General features: G+C 63.3%; 12 protein-coding genes. 11 read left to right on the forward strand and 1 reads right to left on the reverse strand.

Annotated elements, in window-relative coordinates; translation table 11 throughout:
• The first annotated feature begins 55 nt into the window (after positions 1 to 55).
• From F6X37_RS07425 to F6X37_RS07450, 6 genes are all read left to right on the forward strand, one after another.
• Positions 56 to 1744: a transglycosylase SLT domain-containing protein gene (locus F6X37_RS07425; protein WP_187610842.1), complete on the forward strand. Its 1689-nt coding sequence runs from the start codon at positions 56 to 58 to the stop codon at positions 1742 to 1744.
• A 263-nt stretch (positions 1745 to 2007) separates the two neighbouring features.
• Entirely contained in the window at positions 2008 to 3249 is a 1242-nt protein-coding gene (locus F6X37_RS07430; RefSeq protein ID WP_187610843.1) for an MFS transporter, read from the forward strand.
• A gap of 462 nt (positions 3250 to 3711) precedes the next feature.
• Positions 3712 to 4866 carry a glutamine-hydrolyzing carbamoyl-phosphate synthase small subunit gene (carA, locus tag F6X37_RS07435; protein WP_187610844.1) on the forward strand — a complete coding sequence of 385 codons (1155 nt, stop codon included), beginning with the start codon at positions 3712 to 3714 and terminating at the stop codon, positions 4864 to 4866.
• A gap of 158 nt (positions 4867 to 5024) precedes the next feature.
• On the forward strand, positions 5025 to 8279 hold the full coding sequence (carB, locus tag F6X37_RS07440; protein WP_187610845.1) for a carbamoyl-phosphate synthase large subunit: 3255 nt from the start codon (positions 5025 to 5027) through the stop codon (positions 8277 to 8279).
• 153 nt (positions 8280 to 8432) lie between these two features.
• Positions 8433 to 8909 (forward strand): transcription elongation factor GreA, encoded by a 477-nt coding sequence (gene greA / locus F6X37_RS07445; protein WP_062127755.1) that lies wholly within the window; start codon positions 8433 to 8435, stop codon positions 8907 to 8909.
• Between the two features lie 20 nt (positions 8910 to 8929).
• Entirely contained in the window at positions 8930 to 9439 is a 510-nt protein-coding gene (locus F6X37_RS07450; protein ID WP_187610846.1) for a DUF4149 domain-containing protein, read from the forward strand.
• 201 nt (positions 9440 to 9640) lie between these two features.
• Here the strand turns inward: F6X37_RS07450 and F6X37_RS07455 are convergent, their stop codons facing one another.
• On the reverse strand, positions 9641 to 10168 hold the full coding sequence (locus tag F6X37_RS07455) for a YhbY family RNA-binding protein (protein ID WP_187610847.1): 528 nt from the start codon (positions 10166 to 10168) through the stop codon (positions 9641 to 9643).
• A gap of 197 nt (positions 10169 to 10365) precedes the next feature.
• Here F6X37_RS07455 and F6X37_RS07460 point away from each other — a divergent pair, with 197 nt between their 5' ends.
• The 5 genes from F6X37_RS07460 to pstS all read left to right on the forward strand — a co-directional run bounded on the left by F6X37_RS07460 (position 10366) and on the right by pstS (position 16933).
• Positions 10366 to 11028: an RlmE family RNA methyltransferase gene (locus F6X37_RS07460; RefSeq protein ID WP_187610848.1), complete on the forward strand. Its 663-nt coding sequence runs from the start codon at positions 10366 to 10368 to the stop codon at positions 11026 to 11028.
• A 190-nt stretch (positions 11029 to 11218) separates the two neighbouring features.
• Positions 11219 to 13108 (forward strand): ATP-dependent zinc metalloprotease FtsH, encoded by a 1890-nt coding sequence (gene ftsH, locus F6X37_RS07465; RefSeq protein ID WP_018421239.1) that lies wholly within the window; start codon positions 11219 to 11221, stop codon positions 13106 to 13108.
• 170 nt (positions 13109 to 13278) lie between these two features.
• On the forward strand, positions 13279 to 14091 hold the full coding sequence (gene folP / locus F6X37_RS07470) for a dihydropteroate synthase (RefSeq protein ID WP_187610943.1): 813 nt from the start codon (positions 13279 to 13281) through the stop codon (positions 14089 to 14091).
• Between the two features lie 29 nt (positions 14092 to 14120).
• A complete protein-coding gene (gene glmM / locus F6X37_RS07475) occupies positions 14121 to 15479 on the forward strand; it encodes a phosphoglucosamine mutase (protein WP_187610849.1) in 1359 nt (452 codons plus the stop codon).
• A 422-nt stretch (positions 15480 to 15901) separates the two neighbouring features.
• On the forward strand, positions 15902 to 16933 hold the full coding sequence (gene pstS, locus F6X37_RS07480) for a phosphate ABC transporter substrate-binding protein PstS (protein ID WP_184061442.1): 1032 nt from the start codon (positions 15902 to 15904) through the stop codon (positions 16931 to 16933).
• The last annotated feature ends 27 nt before the right edge of the window (positions 16934 to 16960 follow it).

Consider the following 16960-nt stretch of genomic DNA (forward strand, 5'->3'; position numbering starts at 1 on the left):
TGACGTTTCGTACTATCGGCTGCAAATTCCAGCCCTTGTGGAAACCGAGACGTTCATGCGATTTATCTTAAGTGCGTTATTGGTCCTGACACTCGCCGCGTGCGCGAGTCAGGGACCGACGACGAATACCGCCACTAACCCCGCCAGCCAGCAGGCCGTAGCCGACGCCCTTCGCAAGAACGCCACCGCTAAAGAAACCATCAACGTCGACCAGAGCTCCGTCAATCAGTTGACGAGCCAGGACGCCGATCTGTGGGGCCGCATTCGCCGTGGCTTCCAGATGCCAGACCTGCAGAGCGACCTCGTCGACATGCAGCTGAACTGGTATCTGCAGCGTCCCGATTACGTGCAGCGCATGACCGAGCGCTCGCAGAAATACCTGTATCACATCGTCGAGGAACTTGAGTCGCGCCATATGCCGACCGAGCTCGCGCTCCTGCCGTTCATCGAGTCTGCATATAGCCCGCAGGCTTTGTCGGTCGCCAAGGCTGCGGGTATGTGGCAGTTCATGCCGGGCACGGGCCGGACCTACAACCTGAAGCAGAACATGTGGCAGGACGAGCGCCGCGACGTGCTTGCGTCGACCAGTGCCGCGCTCGACTACCTGTCGAACCTGCACGACATGTTCGGCGACTGGCAACTCGCGCTCGCTGCGTATAACTGGGGCGAGGGCAACGTGCAGCGCGCGATCGCGCGCAACGAGGCGGCGGGTCTGCCGACCGACTACATGAGCCTGCGTCTGCCGAACGAAACGCGCAACTACGTGCCGAAGCTGCAAGCGGTCAAGAACCTCGTGATGAACCCGCAGATGTACGGGCTCACCCTGCCGTCTATTCCGAACCACCCGTACTTCGTGACGGTCACGACCTCGCACGACATCGACGTCGACGTCGCCGCGCGGCTCGCCAACATGTCGACGGACGAGTTCCGTTCGTTGAACCCGTCGTTCAGGAAGCCGGTGATTCTCGGCGCGACGCAGCCGCAGATTCTGTTGCCTTTCGACAACGCGTCCGCGTTCGAGCGCAATCTGAAAACGTACTCGGGCTCGCTGTCGTCCTGGACCACCTACACGGTCGACGCACGCGCGACGCCCGCGGCGATCGCACAGAAGATCGGCGTCGACCCCGACACGCTGATGGAAGTGAACAAGATTCCGGTCGGTATGCGCCTGAAGCCGGGCTCGACGATCGTCGTGCCGCGCGGCTCGGACGACGACGAGGACATCAGCGCCGACGTCGCCGAAAGCGCGGTGCTCGCGATGGAACCCGACGTACCCGACACGCGCAAGATGCTGATCCGCGTGCGTCGCAATCAGTCGATGGCGGCCATCGCGGTGCGCTACGGCGTGTCGGTCGCTCAGCTGAAGGCGTGGAACAGGACGCATCGCGATCAGGTTTCGCGCGGCCAGGTGATCGTGCTGCACGTGCCGGTCGGCAAGCCGGTACCCAGCGAGCCGGGTCCGGAAAAGATCGCCGCCGACGTGCAAGGCGGCAGTGTGCAGAAGATTGGCGTCCACGTCGCAGACACACACGGTGAATCGCGCTACGATAAGAAGAAAGGGCGCGGCCACTCCGCCATCGTCAAGGTCTCCGAGCCGGGCGGCAAGGGTAACAAGCCGGCGGCGCCCGTTGCCAGCAAGGGCAAGGTCGAGAAGGTCTCGGCCTCGGAGCCCGGCAAGGCGTCGAAGGCTGCGGCTGAGAGCCGCCCGAAGACCGTGGCCAACGCGAAGAAGAAGGGTAAATAGACCAATAGCGGCTCTCACGGTAGTGACCACATGCGTTGCGGGGGCAGCGCATGGATTGCGCTCCGATCACGTACCGTGTTCATCCAACGCCGTCACCTCAGGGTGACGGCGTTTTTCATTGCGCGGACGATTCCTGCGCGTTTGCGGTATTTACTTTATTGTTCGTGCTTCGGCCGCGTTGGCCGCGGGGTGCCGGTCCGTCCTGATCCGTCCGAACCTCGGGAGAGGTTCTTGAGGTCATTTCCAGGTTTACTTCCTGATTTATGTCGTCGACCCAACTGCGCGTCTTTCTGCTTTTTTCCGCCGGCTACTTCGTCTCTTACGTGTTTCGCGGCGTCAATCTTGGTTTCGCGCCGTTCATCACGCGCGATCTCGGTCTGTCAGCCGCCGATCTGGGTGTGCTGACGAGTCTGTATTTCCTCGGTTTCGCGGGCGCGCAGATCCCCGCTGGCGTGCTGCTCGATCACTTCGGCGCGCGTCGCGTGACGTCCGTCACGTTGCTTTTTGCCGCGCTCGGCATCTGGGTATTCGGCGCCGCGCACAGTCTCGGCATGATGATGGTCGGGCGGCTGCTGATCGGCGTTGGCGTGTCGGTGTGCCTCGGCGCCGCGTTCAAGGCGCTCGCGCAGCATTTTCCCGTGGCGCGTTTGCCATTGATGAACGGGCTTGTGATGGCGATCGGCGGTTTCGGCGGCGTGATGGTCGGTTCGCCGCTCACGTGGGTGCTCGGTTTTTCCGGCTGGCGCCCGGTTTGCGTCGGACTCGGTGTGCTGACGGTAGCGGTTGCGCTCGCGCAATGGACGCTCGCTCCGGACGCGCGCGAAACGCATCGCCAGGCGAGCATCGTCGCGCAGTTCAAGGGTACGTGGCACATCCTGCGCAGCGCGGCATTCTGGAAAATCGCGTCGTTCTCGGTCGTTACGCAAGGCGTCTTCTACGCGATGCAGTCGTTGTGGGTCGGAGCATGGCTGCGCGACGTACAAGGCTTCGAGCCGCACCAGGCGGCGGCGCTCGTGTCGATTCTCGGCTTCGCGATGATGGCCGGCTGCGTCGGTTTCGGCGCGGCGGCGCGTAGTCTCGAGCGGCGCGGCCTCTCGCTGTACGCGTTCTGCGGCATCGGCATGGCGCTATATGTGCTGACGCAGATGCTCATCATGTTTAACGCGCCGTTGCCGGCGAGCCTGTTGTGGGCCGCCTACGGCATCTTCGGCGGCACCGGGATTCTGAGCTACGCGGTGATGGCGCGGCATTTCCCGCCGCAGATGATCGGCCGGGTCAACACGACGCTGACGCTAATTATTTTTCTGCTGATCTTCGGTTTCCAGATCGGCGTTGGCGCGGTGCTGTCGCACTGGCCGGCGAGCGGCGGGCATTACCCGGCGCTCGCGCATCTGAGCGCGTGGAAAATCCTCGTCGCGCTGCAGGTGCTGAGTGCGATCTGGTACGTGTTGCCGGGTCGGCAGCTTGTCCGTTCGGGCGAGATGCGCGCGGAGCAGGAGGCCTGAACGGCCGCGCCAGGCCTTGCGTCGGACCCGGAGGGGCCGCCACGGCGGTTCGGTCCCCGTCAATAGTGGTGTCTCGACAGAACCGCATAGACAGGCGTGGCAAGTACCTGGCGACGCGGCCCGGCAAGGCTTTGAAGGTCCGCCCAGGCACGTCGCCTCAACGCCTCGTCCTATCTCCCATTTGGAGGGAACAGTGGATTCAGGCTATAATTTGAAGGTTTGAGCTTATCCACCCGCACCCTAGCGCCTACCTCCCCCATACCGTTCATCCGCCGCGCGCCATTGGCGTAGCAAGAAGGGTTCCACACCCAGCCGAGTCGTCCACACAATGGACCCATCGCGCCCCTTGCAGCGTCACCGGCAACTCGCGAGCGAGTCTGCGCGCGCATCCACGATGTGTTTCGCTGCGGCTTGCAATCGGATAGACAGGTGGCAACAGGGTGTTCCCCCAAGGAGTCTCCCGTGTTGCCGTCATTTTCTCCCGCTCTACTCGCGCTCGCCGACGGCACGGTCTTTCGTGGTTATTCGATCGGCGCCCCAGGGCACACCATCGGTGAGGTCGTGTTCAACACTGCCATCACCGGCTATCAGGAAATCCTGACTGACCCGAGCTACGCGCGCCAGATCGTGACCCTCACGTACCCGCATATCGGCAACGTCGGCGTGAACGCCGAAGACGTCGAAGCGACGAAAGTCCATGCCGCCGGCCTGATCATCCGTGATCTGCCGGTTCTCGCGTCGAACTTCCGCATGGAGGGCACGCTCCCGCAATATCTGCAGGACGAAGGCGTGGTCGCCATCGCCGGCATCGACACCCGCAAGCTGACCCGCCTCCTGCGCGACAAGGGCGCGCAAAACGGCGCGATCCTCGCTGGTTCCGACGACGAAGCGAAGGCCATCGAACTCGCGCGCTCGTTCCCGGGCCTCGCCGGCATGGACCTCGCGAAGGTCGTGTCGACCCAGGAAACCTACGAGTGGACCAAAACCGAATGGCGTCTGGGCACGGGCTACGGCGAGCAGAAAGCGCCGACGTACCGCGTGGTCGCATTCGACTACGGCGTCAAGCAGAACATCCTGCGCATGCTGGCCGAGCGCGGCTGCCATGTCACCGTGCTGCCGGCGCAAGCGAGCGCCGCTGACGCGCTCGAGCTCAACCCCGACGGCGTGTTCCTGTCGAACGGCCCGGGCGACCCTGAGCCGTGCGACTACGCGATCGCGGCGACCAGGGAGTTCATCGAGCGCGGCATTCCGACCTTCGGCATTTGCCTGGGCCACCAGATCATGGGCCTCGCGGTCGGCGCGAAGACGATGAAGATGAAGACGGGCCATCACGGCGCGAACCATCCGGTCAAGGATCTCGAAGACGGCCGCGTGGTGATCACGTCGCAGAACCATGGTTTCGCGGTCGATGCCGACACGCTGCCCCCCAACGCGCGCGTGACCCACGTGTCGCTGTTCGACGGCACGCTGCAGGGCTTCGCGCTGACCGACAAGCCAGCGTTCTGCTTCCAGGGCCACCCGGAAGCATCGCCCGGTCCGAACGACATCGCGTACCTGTTCGACCGCTTCACCGCGTTGATGGACGCGCACAAGAACGGCAAGAGCGCAGCGGCTTGAAGTAGTACAGGCCGGCCGCAGGGGCCAGCCGGAAACGGCTCGCGGCGGCGGCCGCAGCCCGCGGCGCTACGCGGCGGGCATGCCGCGATACAGCGCGCGCAACGTGAAAACGGCGCGCGCCGACGGAAAGAATTCAGGAATACATTAGCGAGAGCGTTATGCCCAAGCGGACAGACATCAAGAGCATCCTCATCATCGGCGCGGGTCCGATCATCATCGGTCAGGCGTGCGAGTTCGATTATTCGGGCGCGCAGGCATGCAAGGCGCTGCGTGAGGAAGGCTACAAGGTCATTCTCGTCAACAGCAATCCGGCGACGATCATGACCGACCCGAACACGGCCGACGTGACCTATATCGAGCCGATCACGTGGGAAGTGGTCGAGCGCATCATCGCGAAGGAGCGCCCGGACGCGATCCTGCCGACGATGGGCGGGCAGACAGCGCTGAACTGCGCGCTCGACCTGCACGCGCACGGCGTGCTGGCGAAGTACGAGGTCGAGCTGATCGGCGCATCGCCGGAAGCGATCGACAAGGCGGAAGACCGTCAGAAGTTCAAGGACGCGATGACCAAGATCGGCCTCGGTTCGGCCAAGTCGGGCACCGCGCATTCGATGGAAGAAGCGCTGCAGGTGCAGGCGAAGATCGCCGCGGAAACCGGCAGCGGCGGCTATCCGGTCGTGATCCGTCCGTCGTTCACGCTGGGCGGCTCGGGCGGCGGCATCGCGTACAACCGCGACGAGTTCGAAGAGATCTGCAAGCGTGGGCTCGACCTGTCGCCGACGCGCGAACTGCTGATCGAAGAGTCGCTGCTCGGCTGGAAAGAGTACGAGATGGAAGTGGTCCGCGACAAGGCGGATAACTGCATCATCGTCTGCTCGATCGAAAACCTCGACCCGATGGGCATCCACACCGGCGACTCGATCACCGTCGCGCCGGCGCAGACGCTGACCGACAAGGAATATCAGATCCTGCGTAACGCGTCGCTCGCGGTGCTGCGCGAGATCGGCGTCGACACGGGCGGCTCGAACGTGCAGTTCTCGATCGATCCGAAAGACGGCCGCATGATCGTGATCGAAATGAACCCGCGCGTGTCGCGCTCGTCGGCGCTGGCGTCGAAGGCAACCGGCTTCCCGATCGCGAAGGTCGCGGCGAAGCTGGCGGTCGGCTACACGCTGGATGAACTCAGGAACGAAATTACCGGCGGCCAGACCCCGGCCTCGTTCGAACCGACGATCGACTACGTCGTCACGAAGATCCCGCGTTTCGCGTTCGAGAAATTCCGTGAAGCCGATTCGCGCCTGACCACGCAGATGAAGTCGGTCGGCGAAGTGATGGCGATTGGCCGCACGTTCCAGGAGTCGTTCCAGAAGGCGCTGCGCGGCCTCGAAGTCGGCGTCGACGGTCTCGATGAAAAGACCGCCAATCGCGATGAGATCATCCGCGAGATCGGCGAAGCTGGTCCGGATCGCATCTGGTATGTTGGCGACGCGTTCCGTGTGGGCATGAGCGCGCAAGAGATCTTCGAGGAAACCGCGATCGACCCGTGGTTCCTCGCGCAGATCGAACAGATCGTGCTGAAGGAAAAGGCGCTGGCAGGCCGCGCGCTGGCGAGCCTGACGAAGGAGGAGCTGAAGTATCTGAAACAGAGCGGCTTCTCGGATCGTCGTCTGGCCAAGCTGCTCGGCGCGAAGCCGGCGGACGTGCGCGCGCGTCGTATCGAGTTGAACGTGCGTCCGGTGTATAAGCGCGTCGACACCTGCGCGGCCGAGTTCGCAACCAGGACCGCGTACATGTACTCGACGTACGAGGAAGAGTGCGAAGCGAATCCGACCAGCAACAGGAAGATCATGGTGCTGGGCGGCGGCCCGAACCGGATCGGCCAGGGTATCGAGTTCGACTACTGCTGCGTGCATGCCGCGCTCGCGATGCGCGAGGACGGCTATGAAACGATCATGGTCAACTGCAACCCCGAAACCGTGTCGACCGACTACGACACCTCCGACCGTCTGTACTTCGAATCGCTGACGCTCGAAGACGTGCTCGAAATCGTCGACAAGGAAAAGCCGGTCGGCGTGATCGTGCAGTACGGCGGCCAGACGCCGCTGAAGCTCGCGCTCGACCTCGAGGCGAACGGTGTGCCGATCATCGGTACGTCGCCGGACATGATCGACGCGGCCGAAGACCGCGAGCGCTTCCAGAAGCTGCTGCAGGACCTCGGTCTGCGCCAGCCGCCGAACCGCACCGCGCGCGCCGAAGACGAAGCACTGAAGCTCGCCGACGAAATCGGCTATCCGCTCGTCGTGCGTCCGTCGTACGTGCTGGGCGGCCGCGCGATGGAAATCGTCCACGAGCCGCGAGATCTCGAGCGCTATATGCGCGAGGCGGTGAAGGTGTCGAACGACTCGCCGGTGCTGCTCGACCGCTTCCTGAACGACGCGATCGAATGCGACGTGGATTGCATTTCCGATGGCGATGCCGTGTTCATCGGCGGCGTGATGGAGCACATCGAACAGGCGGGCGTGCACTCGGGCGACTCGGCCTGCTCGCTGCCGCCGTATTCGCTATCGAGGGCGACCATCGCCGAACTGAAGCGCCAGACCGCTGCGATGGCGAAGGCGCTGAACGTGGTCGGCCTGATGAACGTGCAGTTCGCGATCCAGCAGGTACCGCAGGCTGACGGCTCGAAGGACGACATCATCTACGTGCTCGAAGTGAACCCGCGCGCGTCGCGCACGGTGCCGTACGTGTCGAAGGCGACCAGCCTGCCGCTCGCGAAGATCGCAGCGCGCGCGATGGTCGGCCAGAAGCTCGCCGCGCAAGGCGTGACGAAGGAAGTCGAGCCGCCGTACTTCAGCGTGAAGGAAGCGGTGTTCCCGTTCGTCAAGTTCCCGGCGGTCGACCCGGTGCTCGGACCTGAAATGCGTTCGACCGGCGAAGTGATGGGCGTCGGCCAGACGTTCGGCGAGGCTCTGTTCAAGTCGCAGCTTGCGGCGGGTTCGCGTCTGCCCGAATCGGGCACGGTGCTGCTGACCGTGATGGACGCCGACAAACCGAAGGCAGTCGAAGTCGCGCGCATGCTGCACGAGCTCGGCTACCCGATCGTCGCGACCAAGGGCACGGCTGCCGCGATCGAAGCGGCCGGCGTGCCAGTCAAGGTCGTCAACAAGGTGAAGGACGGCCGTCCGCACATCGTCGACATGATCAAGAACGGCGAGATCGCGCTCGTCTTCACGACCGTGGACGAAACGCGCGCGGCGATCGCCGATTCGCGTTCGATCCGCATGAGCGCGCAGGCGAACAAGGTCACCTACTACACGACGATGTCGGGCGCACGCGCGGCGGTGGAGGGTCTTCGTTATCTGAAGAACCTGGAAGTCTATGATTTACAAGGACTCCATGCTCGCCTAAACTAAGGCTTCGACTAGCTGTCCAAGATGTAAGTGCCGCGGTTAAGCGGCGTTCCGCAGGTGCTGCGGCCCGGGTTTGTCCACGGGCGGCGGCTTTCGCGGAATGCACTTAACCGCGGTGATTTTTTTTATGGCCGTTTTTTGCCTCCAGAGTTGTTTATGAGCACTATTCCATTGACGAAGCGCGGCGCAGACATGCTGCGCGATGAATTGCAGCGCCTGAAATCGGTTGAACGTCCGGCCGTGATCAACTCGATCGCGGAAGCGCGCGCCCAGGGCGATCTGTCGGAAAACGCGGAATACGACGCTGCGAAGGAAAAGCAGGGCTTCATCGAAGGCCGTATCGCCGAAATCGAGTCGAAGCTCGCGGGCGCGCAGGTGATCGATCCGTCGCAAGTGGAAGCGGACGGCCGCGTGGTGTTCGGCGCGACGCTCGAGCTCGAAGACCTCGAGTCGGGTGCGTCGGTCAAATACCAGATCGTCGGCGACGATGAAGCGGACATCGACCACGGCCTGATCTCGATCAGCTCGCCGATCGCGCGTGCGCTGATCGGCAAGTCGGAAGGCGACGTCGCGTCGGTGCAAGCGCCGGGCGGCGTGCGCGAATACGAAATCATCGCGGTCAGCTACGTCTGAGGGTGGCGCCGGTGTCTTTGATGCCGCATCGTTTTTTCCGCCTGTTGACGGTGGTGTGGGTCGGTAGTCTGTTGACTATCGGCTATGCGGTTGCGCCCGTGCTGTTCACGACGCTCGACCGGATGACGGCGGGCGCCGTCGCCGCGCAGCTGTTTCGTATTCAGGGTGTGATTGGCGTCGTGTGCGGCATTTTGCTGCTCGGTCTCGCCAATTTGCTCGTGCGGCGCGGGAGTGGCGCATATCGCCGCTTGCGCTGGCTGCTCGCCGGTATGCTCGTATGCGTGCTGGTTGGCTATTTCGCGTTGCAGCCGTTCATGAACGCGATGCGCGTGGCGGCGCTCGAGGCGGGCAGCGACATCGGGCATTCCGTTTATGCGACGCGCTTCGGCATCCTGCATGGCGTGTCCAGTCTGTTCTACCTGATCGAGAGCCTGCTAGGGATTGCGCTCGTTTGGCTGCTGCCGGCGCCTGTCGGTGCCGCGGCCGAGGAAGAGGGCGCGCGCGGCGTCACAAGCAAGGTGGCGGGCTGAAGCTCGCGGGTGGCTGATGGTGTGACGGTGCGCGTGCCATGGCCGCCGGGTCGATGCCGATGCCCGCGATGAACCTCACATTGCGACAAATCGTCGCGATTCCGGTGTCCAACTACGGTTCATTCGCGCTGCTTCGGGCCTCGCGCTCAAGGCCGCCAATGCGCAGTGCGGAGTCGGTCCGCACCTTGGGCGCGTGTTCTCTTACTTCGACTGATGCGAACGCTTCGCGCTGGTTTGACGCTTCTTCGCGCGCTTGATGTTGCCGCCCTGCGTCACGCGTTCATTGCCGCGCACCAGCACCGCTTTCGCTCGCGGCTTGCGCATCGGCACGTCGGTCGGCTTGTCGACCTTGACGATGCGGGGTGGGCGTCCCTTGGCCGGCCGGGTTTCTTCGGCTGCCGCTTCGCGGGCGCTCGGCAACGCGCCGCGCTTCGCTTTTGCCGCCGGCTGTGCCGATTCTGGCTTCCAGATCACGAGCAGCTTGCCGATATGCTGGATCGGTGCAGCGTTCAGCGCGTCGCAGATTTCTTCGAAGATAGCGATGCGCTCCTCGCGCTCATCGCCGAACACGCGAATTTTGATCAGTTGACGCGCGGCGAGGTGCACCTTGATTTCGGCGAGCACAGCGTCGGTCAAGCCTTCGGCGCCGACGAGCACGACCGGTTTGAGCGCATGTGCCTGGGAGCGCAACTCGGCGCGTTGGTCGGAAGAGACTTTGAGGGCTGGCATGGAAAGTGGAAGACTCGACTAAAATGGGGGCTCCTGCGTTTTCGTCCGATCGCCGAGCGATTCGGGCGACTCGATTCAGCAGGGCGCGCGTCAGAACAACAGAATCGCGGATCGCCGCCAGTCTGGCGGGGGCCGCGCGAATTAACCGCGTATTATCCCCTAAAGCGCGACCCGACGCAGCAATAGTTAAATCTTTAATGGCAAAAAACAAGTTCAATACCGCGTGGCTGCACGACCACATCAACGATCCGTACGTCAAAATGGCGCAGCGGGAAGGTTATCGCGCCCGCGCGGCCTACAAACTCAAGGAAATCGACGAGCAGGACAAGCTGATCCGTCCCGGGCAGGTGATCGTCGACCTCGGTTCCTCGCCGGGCAGCTGGAGCCAGTACGTGCGCAACAGGCTCGCGGGCGGCTCGCAGCGCAACGCGGAGCGCGAAGGTGGCATCGACGGCACGATCATCGCTTTGGACATTCTGCCGATGGAGCCGGTGGCCGACGTGCACTTCATCCAGGGCGATTTCCGCGAAGACTCGGTGCTGGTCCAGCTCGAAGAATTGGTCGGTGCGCGCCAGGTAGACCTTGTAATTTCGGATATGGCGCCCAACCTGTCGGGCGTGGCGATCGCGGATGCGGCGCGGATCGAGCATTTATGCGATCTCGCGCTCGAATTCGCGCAAAATCACCTGAAGCCGGATGGTGCCCTTTTAGTCAAATGCTTTCACGGCAGCGGATATAGTCAGATTGTCGAAAAGTTCAAACGCCAATTCAAGGTGGTGGCGGCCCGCAAGCCGAAGGCGTCGCGGGATAAATCGTCAGAAACATTTATTTTGGGTAAGCATCTGAAGCGTCCCGCATAGGGATGCGGCGAGCCGGTTCCATCTCTGCCAATAATGAGCCCGATGCGTCCGGAGACGGGCGTCAAGCCGGCCCGCTACCCTATTTCCGTGGTAGTGAAACCTTATGGCAGGGGTCTGCGGACTGGATTAGAATGCTTTCGTGGTGCCGCAAGGCAAATGTAGGCGCCCGTCTAAGTGAAGGAGTGGTGCTTTGAACAACAATATGTTTTCGAAAGCAGCAGTGTGGCTGGTGATCGCACTGGTGCTGTTTACGGTGTTCAAGCAGTTCGACAAGCCCCGTGTCCAGGAAGGCGTTTCCTATTCGCAGTTCATGGACGACGCGAAGAACGGCAAAGTCAAGAACGTCATTGTCCAGGGGCGGAACCTCACGGTCACTCCAGCAGACGGCCAGAAGTACCAGATCGTGTCGCCCGGCGACATCTGGATGGTCGGCGATCTGATGAAGTATGGCGTACAGGTGAGCGGCAAGGCTGACGACGAACCCAATGCACTGATGTCCGTGCTGTATTACCTCGGACCGACGATCCTGATCATCGGTTTCTGGTTTTACATGATGCGACAGATGCAGGGGGGCGGCAAAGGCGGGGCCTTCTCGTTTGGCAAGTCGCGCGCGCGACTGATCGACGAGAACAACAACGCAATCAATTTCACCGACGTCGCCGGTTGCGACGAAGCCAAGGAAGAAGTGTCGGAACTCGTCGACTTCCTGCGCGATCCGCAGAAATTCCAGAAGCTCGGTGGTCGTATTCCGCGCGGCGTGCTGCTCGTTGGCCCGCCGGGAACCGGTAAGACGCTGCTCGCGCGCGCCATCGCCGGCGAGGCGAAGGTGCCGTTCTTCAGCATTTCAGGTTCAGATTTCGTGGAAATGTTCGTCGGCGTCGGCGCGGCTCGCGTGCGCGACATGTTCGAGCAGGCCAAGAAGCACGCGCCGTGTATCGTGTTCATCGACGAAATCGACGCGGTCGGCCGTCATCGAGGCGCCGGCATGGGCGGCGGTAACGACGAGCGCGAACAGACGCTGAACCAGATGCTCGTCGAAATGGACGGCTTCGAGGCGAACTCGGGCGTCATCGTGATCGCCGCGACGAACCGTTCGGATGTGCTCGACAAGGCGCTGTTGCGTCCGGGCCGTTTCGACCGTCAGGTGTACGTGGGTCTGCCCGATATTCGCGGCCGCGAGCACATCATGAAGGTGCACCTGCGCAAGGTGCCGATCTCGAACGACGTCGATGCGGCAGTGATCGCGCGCGGCACGCCGGGTTTCTCGGGCGCAGATCTCGCAAACCTCGTCAACGAAGCAGCACTGTTCGCGGCGCGCCGCGGCAAGCGCATCGTCGAAATGACGGACTTCGAGGACGCGAAGGACAAGATCTTCATGGGTCCGGAGCGCAAGTCGGCTGTGATCCGCGAAGAATCGAAGCGTGCTACCGCGTATCACGAATCGGGTCATGCGGTGATCGCGAAGCTGTTGCCGAAGGCCGATCCGGTGCACAAGGTCACGATCATTCCGCGCGGCCGTGCGCTGGGCGTCACATGGCAGTTGCCGGAGCATGACAACGAAACGTACTCGAAGGAATATCTGCTCGACCGTCTTGCCATCCTGTTCGGTGGCCGCGTCGCGGAAGAGCTGTTCCTGAACCTGATCAGCACCGGTGCGTCGGACGACTTCAACAAGGCGACGCAGACGGCTCGCGCAATGGTTGCCCGCTTCGGCATGACGGATGCGCTCGGACCGATGGTCTATGTCGACGACGAGAACGACGCTTCGCCGTTCGGCCGAGGCTTCACGCGGACCATTTCGGAAGCGACGCAACAGAAGGTCGACGCGGAAATCCGTCATGTGCTGGACGAGCAGTACAATCTCGCACGGCGCCTGCTCGAAGAGAACCGCGACAAGGTCGAAGCGATGACCGCCGCACTGATGGAGTGGGAGACGATCGACGCCGATCAGATCAACGACATCATGGCAGGCCGTCCGCCGCGTTCGCCGAAGAGCTCGCCGCCGTCGGCGAGCGACGCCTCGTCGGGCGGCAGCCCGGGCACCGAAGTCAAGCCGGGCAGCGCAACCGCGCCGGCCTGATCGGCAGCCAGTAGAAAGGGCGGGCCGGTGTGCTACACACCGGCCCGTTTTGCATTTGTCCGTTCCAAGTGAAGCATTGCTACGTGTCGAAAGTCGATTCCTCTTCCGCACCCCTTCCAGAGCCGCTGCAGTGTGGCCGCTTCAAGCTGACGTTCGAACGCCCGTTGGTCATGGGCATCCTGAACGTCACTCCCGATTCCTTTTCCGATGGCGGCAAGTTCGCGACGCGCGGCGATGCGCTGCGCCAGGCCGAGCGCATGATGCTGGAGGGCGCGGACATCATCGATATCGGCGGGGAATCGACGCGTCCTGGCGCGCCGCCGGTGCCGCTCGACGAAGAGCTGGAGCGCGTGTTGCCGCTCGTCGAGCAACTGCGTGGCGCGAACGTGCCATTGTCGGTTGATACGTACAAGCCGGAAGTGATGCGTCATGCGTTGAATGCGGGCGCCGACCTGATCAACGACATCTGGGGCTTCCGCATGCCCGGCGCGATCGACGCGGTGCGCGACAGCGACTGCGGCCTTTGTGTCATGCATATGCTAGGTGAGCCGCAGACCATGCAGGTGGGCGAGCCGCACTATGACGACGTCGTCGGCGAAGTGCGCCACTTCCTCGAGGAGCGTGTCGCGACGTTGCAGCAGGCGGGGATTGCGCGCGAGCGTATCAGCGTCGATCCGGGTTTCGGCTTCGGCAAGGTCGTCGTCGAGCATAACTACGCGCTGCTCGCGCATCTGCGCGACACGGCCCCGCGCGCCGCTTCGCCGTATCCGATTCTTGCGGGCATGTCGCGCAAGTCGATGGTTGGCGCGGTGACGGGGCGGCCGGCGCCGGAGCGCGTGGCCGGCAGCATCGCCGCGGCGGTGTGCGCGGCCGAACGGGGCGCCGCGATTCTGCGCGTACACGACGTCGCGCAAACAGTCGATGCATTGAAAGTATGGGCAACCCTGCGCGACGCGGACAAGCAGAGCCGCGCGCACGGTTGAACCCGCAGCCATAGACAGGGAGAACAAACATGGCACGTCGTTACTTCGGAACGGACGGCATTCGGGGCAAGGTCGGCGAAGGCCCGATCACGCCGGAATTCGTGTTGCGGCTCGGCTATGCGGCCGGCAAGGTGCTCGCGGGCGCCGATCAATGGGCGAAAACAGGCACCCGTCCGACCGTGCTGATCGGCAAGGACACGCGGGTGTCGGGCTACATGCTCGAAGCCGCGCTCGAATCGGGCTTCTCGGCGGCTGGCGTCGACGTGATGCTGGCCGGCCCGATGCCGACACCCGGCATCGCCTATCTGACGCGCGCACTGCGGCTTGCCGCGGGTGTCGTGATCAGCGCATCGCACAACCCGTACTACGACAACGGCATCAAGTTCTTCTCGGCCGACGGCAACAAGCTGCCGGACGACGTCGAGGCGCAGATCGAGGAGCAGCTCGAACTGCCGCTCGCGTGCGCGGCCTCCGAGCAACTGGGCAAAGCGCGCCGTCTCGATGACGCAGGTGGCCGCTACATCGAGTTCTGCAAGAGCACGTTCCCGGCCGCGTACGACCTGCGCGGCATGAAGCTCGTCGTCGATTGCGCGCATGGCGCCGCGTACGACGTCGCGCCGCACGTGTTCCATGAGCTCGGCGCGGAAGTGATCCCGATCGGCGTCTCGCCGAACGGCTTCAATATCAACGACGGCGTCGGCGCGACCGCGCCGGATGCGCTGGTTCGCGCGGTGCGCGCAAACCACGCGGACCTCGGTATCGCGCTCGATGGCGACGCCGACCGTCTGCAGGTCGTCGACGAGTCCGGCCGCCTTTTCAACGGCGACGAGCTGTTGTACGTGCTGGTCAAGGACCGGATCGCGACCGCTGGCCACGTGGAAGGAGCGGTCGGCACGCTGATGACCAACATGGCCGTGGAGGTCGCGCTGCAGAATGCCGGCGTCAAGTTCGTGCGCGCCGCGGTCGGCGACCGCTATGTGCTCGAACAGCTTCGCGAGCACGGCTGGCAGCTCGGCGCCGAAGGTTCAGGCCACATTCTGTCACTCGATCGCCATTCGACCGGTGACGGCATCGTGTCCGCTCTGCTCGTGCTGGCGGCGATGCAGCGCAGCGCCAAATCGCTCACGGATCTGCTCGACGGTGTCACCCTGTTTCCGCAGAAGCTGATCAACGTGCGCATGAAGCCCGGCTCGGACTGGAAGGGCAGCGAGACGATCCGCAGTGCGATCAAGGTGGCCGAAGGCGCGCTCGACGGCCGCGGCCGCGTGTTGATCCGCGCGTCGGGCACCGAGCCGGTACTGCGCGTGATGGTGGAGGCGCAGAACGTCGCGGACGCGCTCGAGCATTCTGAAGCGATTGCCGAAGCCGTGCGGGTAGCGACGGCCTGATCGATTCCCGAGTCGACGGCGGGCGGTGGCGACCGCTTGCCGCCTGCCTGAGCGTCGCAAGCAGAAGATTCAGCGGGCTCCGTAAACTGCGCGGCCGGGCTTTCACACCCAACGAAGGCTCGTTCCTCACCCCATCGAATCCCCACTCCGCAGCCGCCAAAATGACGGCACATCCCGCACAAAAACGACCTCCGCGCGCAGCGCAAACGTTCGCGCCCCATCTTTTTTTGTCTACCTCGAAAAATGCGATGCAACGGGCATCGGCACAGCGGCAATTCGGCGGCTTCGGCACCTTTCACGGGGTAATATTACTGTCACATTTGATTCATTATCAGTCACGTTTTTGTCATAAAGAGACCCTAAGCTTCGCGGTGTTCGAGTTTCACGCTCACACCACACGCTCACACCCCCTTGGAGGTCTCATGAAATTGATGCAAACCGTGTTCGCTGGCGTCGCTGGCGCGCTCTTCGCAATCGCAGCGCAAGCCGCAGACATCACCGGCGCGGGCAGCACGTTCGCGGCACCGATTTACACGAAGTGGGCCGACGCTTATCAGAAGACCGGCGGCGGCAAGGTTAACTACCAAGGCATCGGTTCGTCGGGCGGCATCAAGCAGATCGAGGCGAAGACCGTCGATTTCGCAGGCTCGGACGCTCCGCTGAAGGACGACGAACTCGCGAAGGCAGGCCTCTTCCAGTTCCCGACGGTGGTCGGCGGCGTGGTGCCGGCAGTCAACGTGCCGGGCGTCAAGCCGGGCGAACTGGTGCTGTCGGGTGAAGTGCTCGGCGACATCTACCTGGGCAAGATCAAGAAGTGGAACGACCCGGCAATCGTCGCGCTGAACCCGAAGGTCAAGCTGCCGGATCTGGACATCGCCGTGGTGCGTCGCGCCGACGGTTCGGGCACCAGCTTCATCTGGACGAACTACCTGTCGAAGGTCAACCCGGAATGGAAGACGAAGGTCGGTGAAGGTGCGACGGTCAACTGGCCGACCGGCACGGGCGGCAAGGGCAACGACGGCGTCGCGGCTTTCGTGCAGCGTCTGCCGGGCGCGATCGGTTACGTCGAATGGGCGTACGCCAAGCAGAACCACATGAACTACGTCGCGATGAAGAACGAATCCGGCGCGGTGGTTCAGCCGGAGACCGACACGTTCAAGGCAGCGGCGGCCGGCGCCGACTGGTCGAAGTCGTTCTATCAGATCCTGACGAACGAGCCGGGCAAGAACGCATGGCCGATCGTCGGCGCGACGTTCGTGCTGCTGCACACGACGCAGGACAAGGCACCGCAAGGCTCGGAAACGCTGAAGTTCTTCGACTGGGCGTTCAAGAACGGCGGCCAGGCTGCGAACGATCTGGACTACATCTCGCTGCCGCAGTCGGTCGTCTCGGAAATCCGCACGCAGTGGAAGCAGAAGGTCAAGGATTCGGCAGGCAAGACGCTCGCCGAGTAACAGGCGTAAGCTGGCGCGGTCGATCTG

It is taken from the genome of Paraburkholderia sp. 31.1, from assembly GCF_014397645.1.
Taxonomy (GTDB): domain Bacteria; phylum Pseudomonadota; class Gammaproteobacteria; order Burkholderiales; family Burkholderiaceae; genus Paraburkholderia; species Paraburkholderia tuberum.

Coding starts and splice junctions, on each gene's coding strand:
- F6X37_RS07425 (WP_187610842.1), top strand. CDS start 56: ATGCGATTTATCTTAAGTGCGTTATTGGTCCTGACACTCGCCGCGTGC.
- F6X37_RS07430 (WP_187610843.1), top strand. CDS start 2,008: ATGTCGTCGACCCAACTGCGCGTCTTTCTGCTTTTTTCCGCCGGCTAC.
- carB (WP_187610845.1), top strand. CDS start 5,025: ATGCCCAAGCGGACAGACATCAAGAGCATCCTCATCATCGGCGCGGGT.
- greA (WP_062127755.1), top strand. CDS start 8,433: ATGAGCACTATTCCATTGACGAAGCGCGGCGCAGACATGCTGCGCGAT.
- F6X37_RS07450 (WP_187610846.1), top strand. CDS start 8,930: ATGCCGCATCGTTTTTTCCGCCTGTTGACGGTGGTGTGGGTCGGTAGT.
- F6X37_RS07455 (WP_187610847.1), bottom strand. CDS start 10,168: ATGCCAGCCCTCAAAGTCTCTTCCGACCAACGCGCCGAGTTGCGCTCC.
- F6X37_RS07460 (WP_187610848.1), top strand. CDS start 10,366: ATGGCAAAAAACAAGTTCAATACCGCGTGGCTGCACGACCACATCAAC.
- folP (WP_187610943.1), top strand. CDS start 13,279: ATGGGCATCCTGAACGTCACTCCCGATTCCTTTTCCGATGGCGGCAAG.
- glmM (WP_187610849.1), top strand. CDS start 14,121: ATGGCACGTCGTTACTTCGGAACGGACGGCATTCGGGGCAAGGTCGGC.
- pstS (WP_184061442.1), top strand. CDS start 15,902: ATGAAATTGATGCAAACCGTGTTCGCTGGCGTCGCTGGCGCGCTCTTC.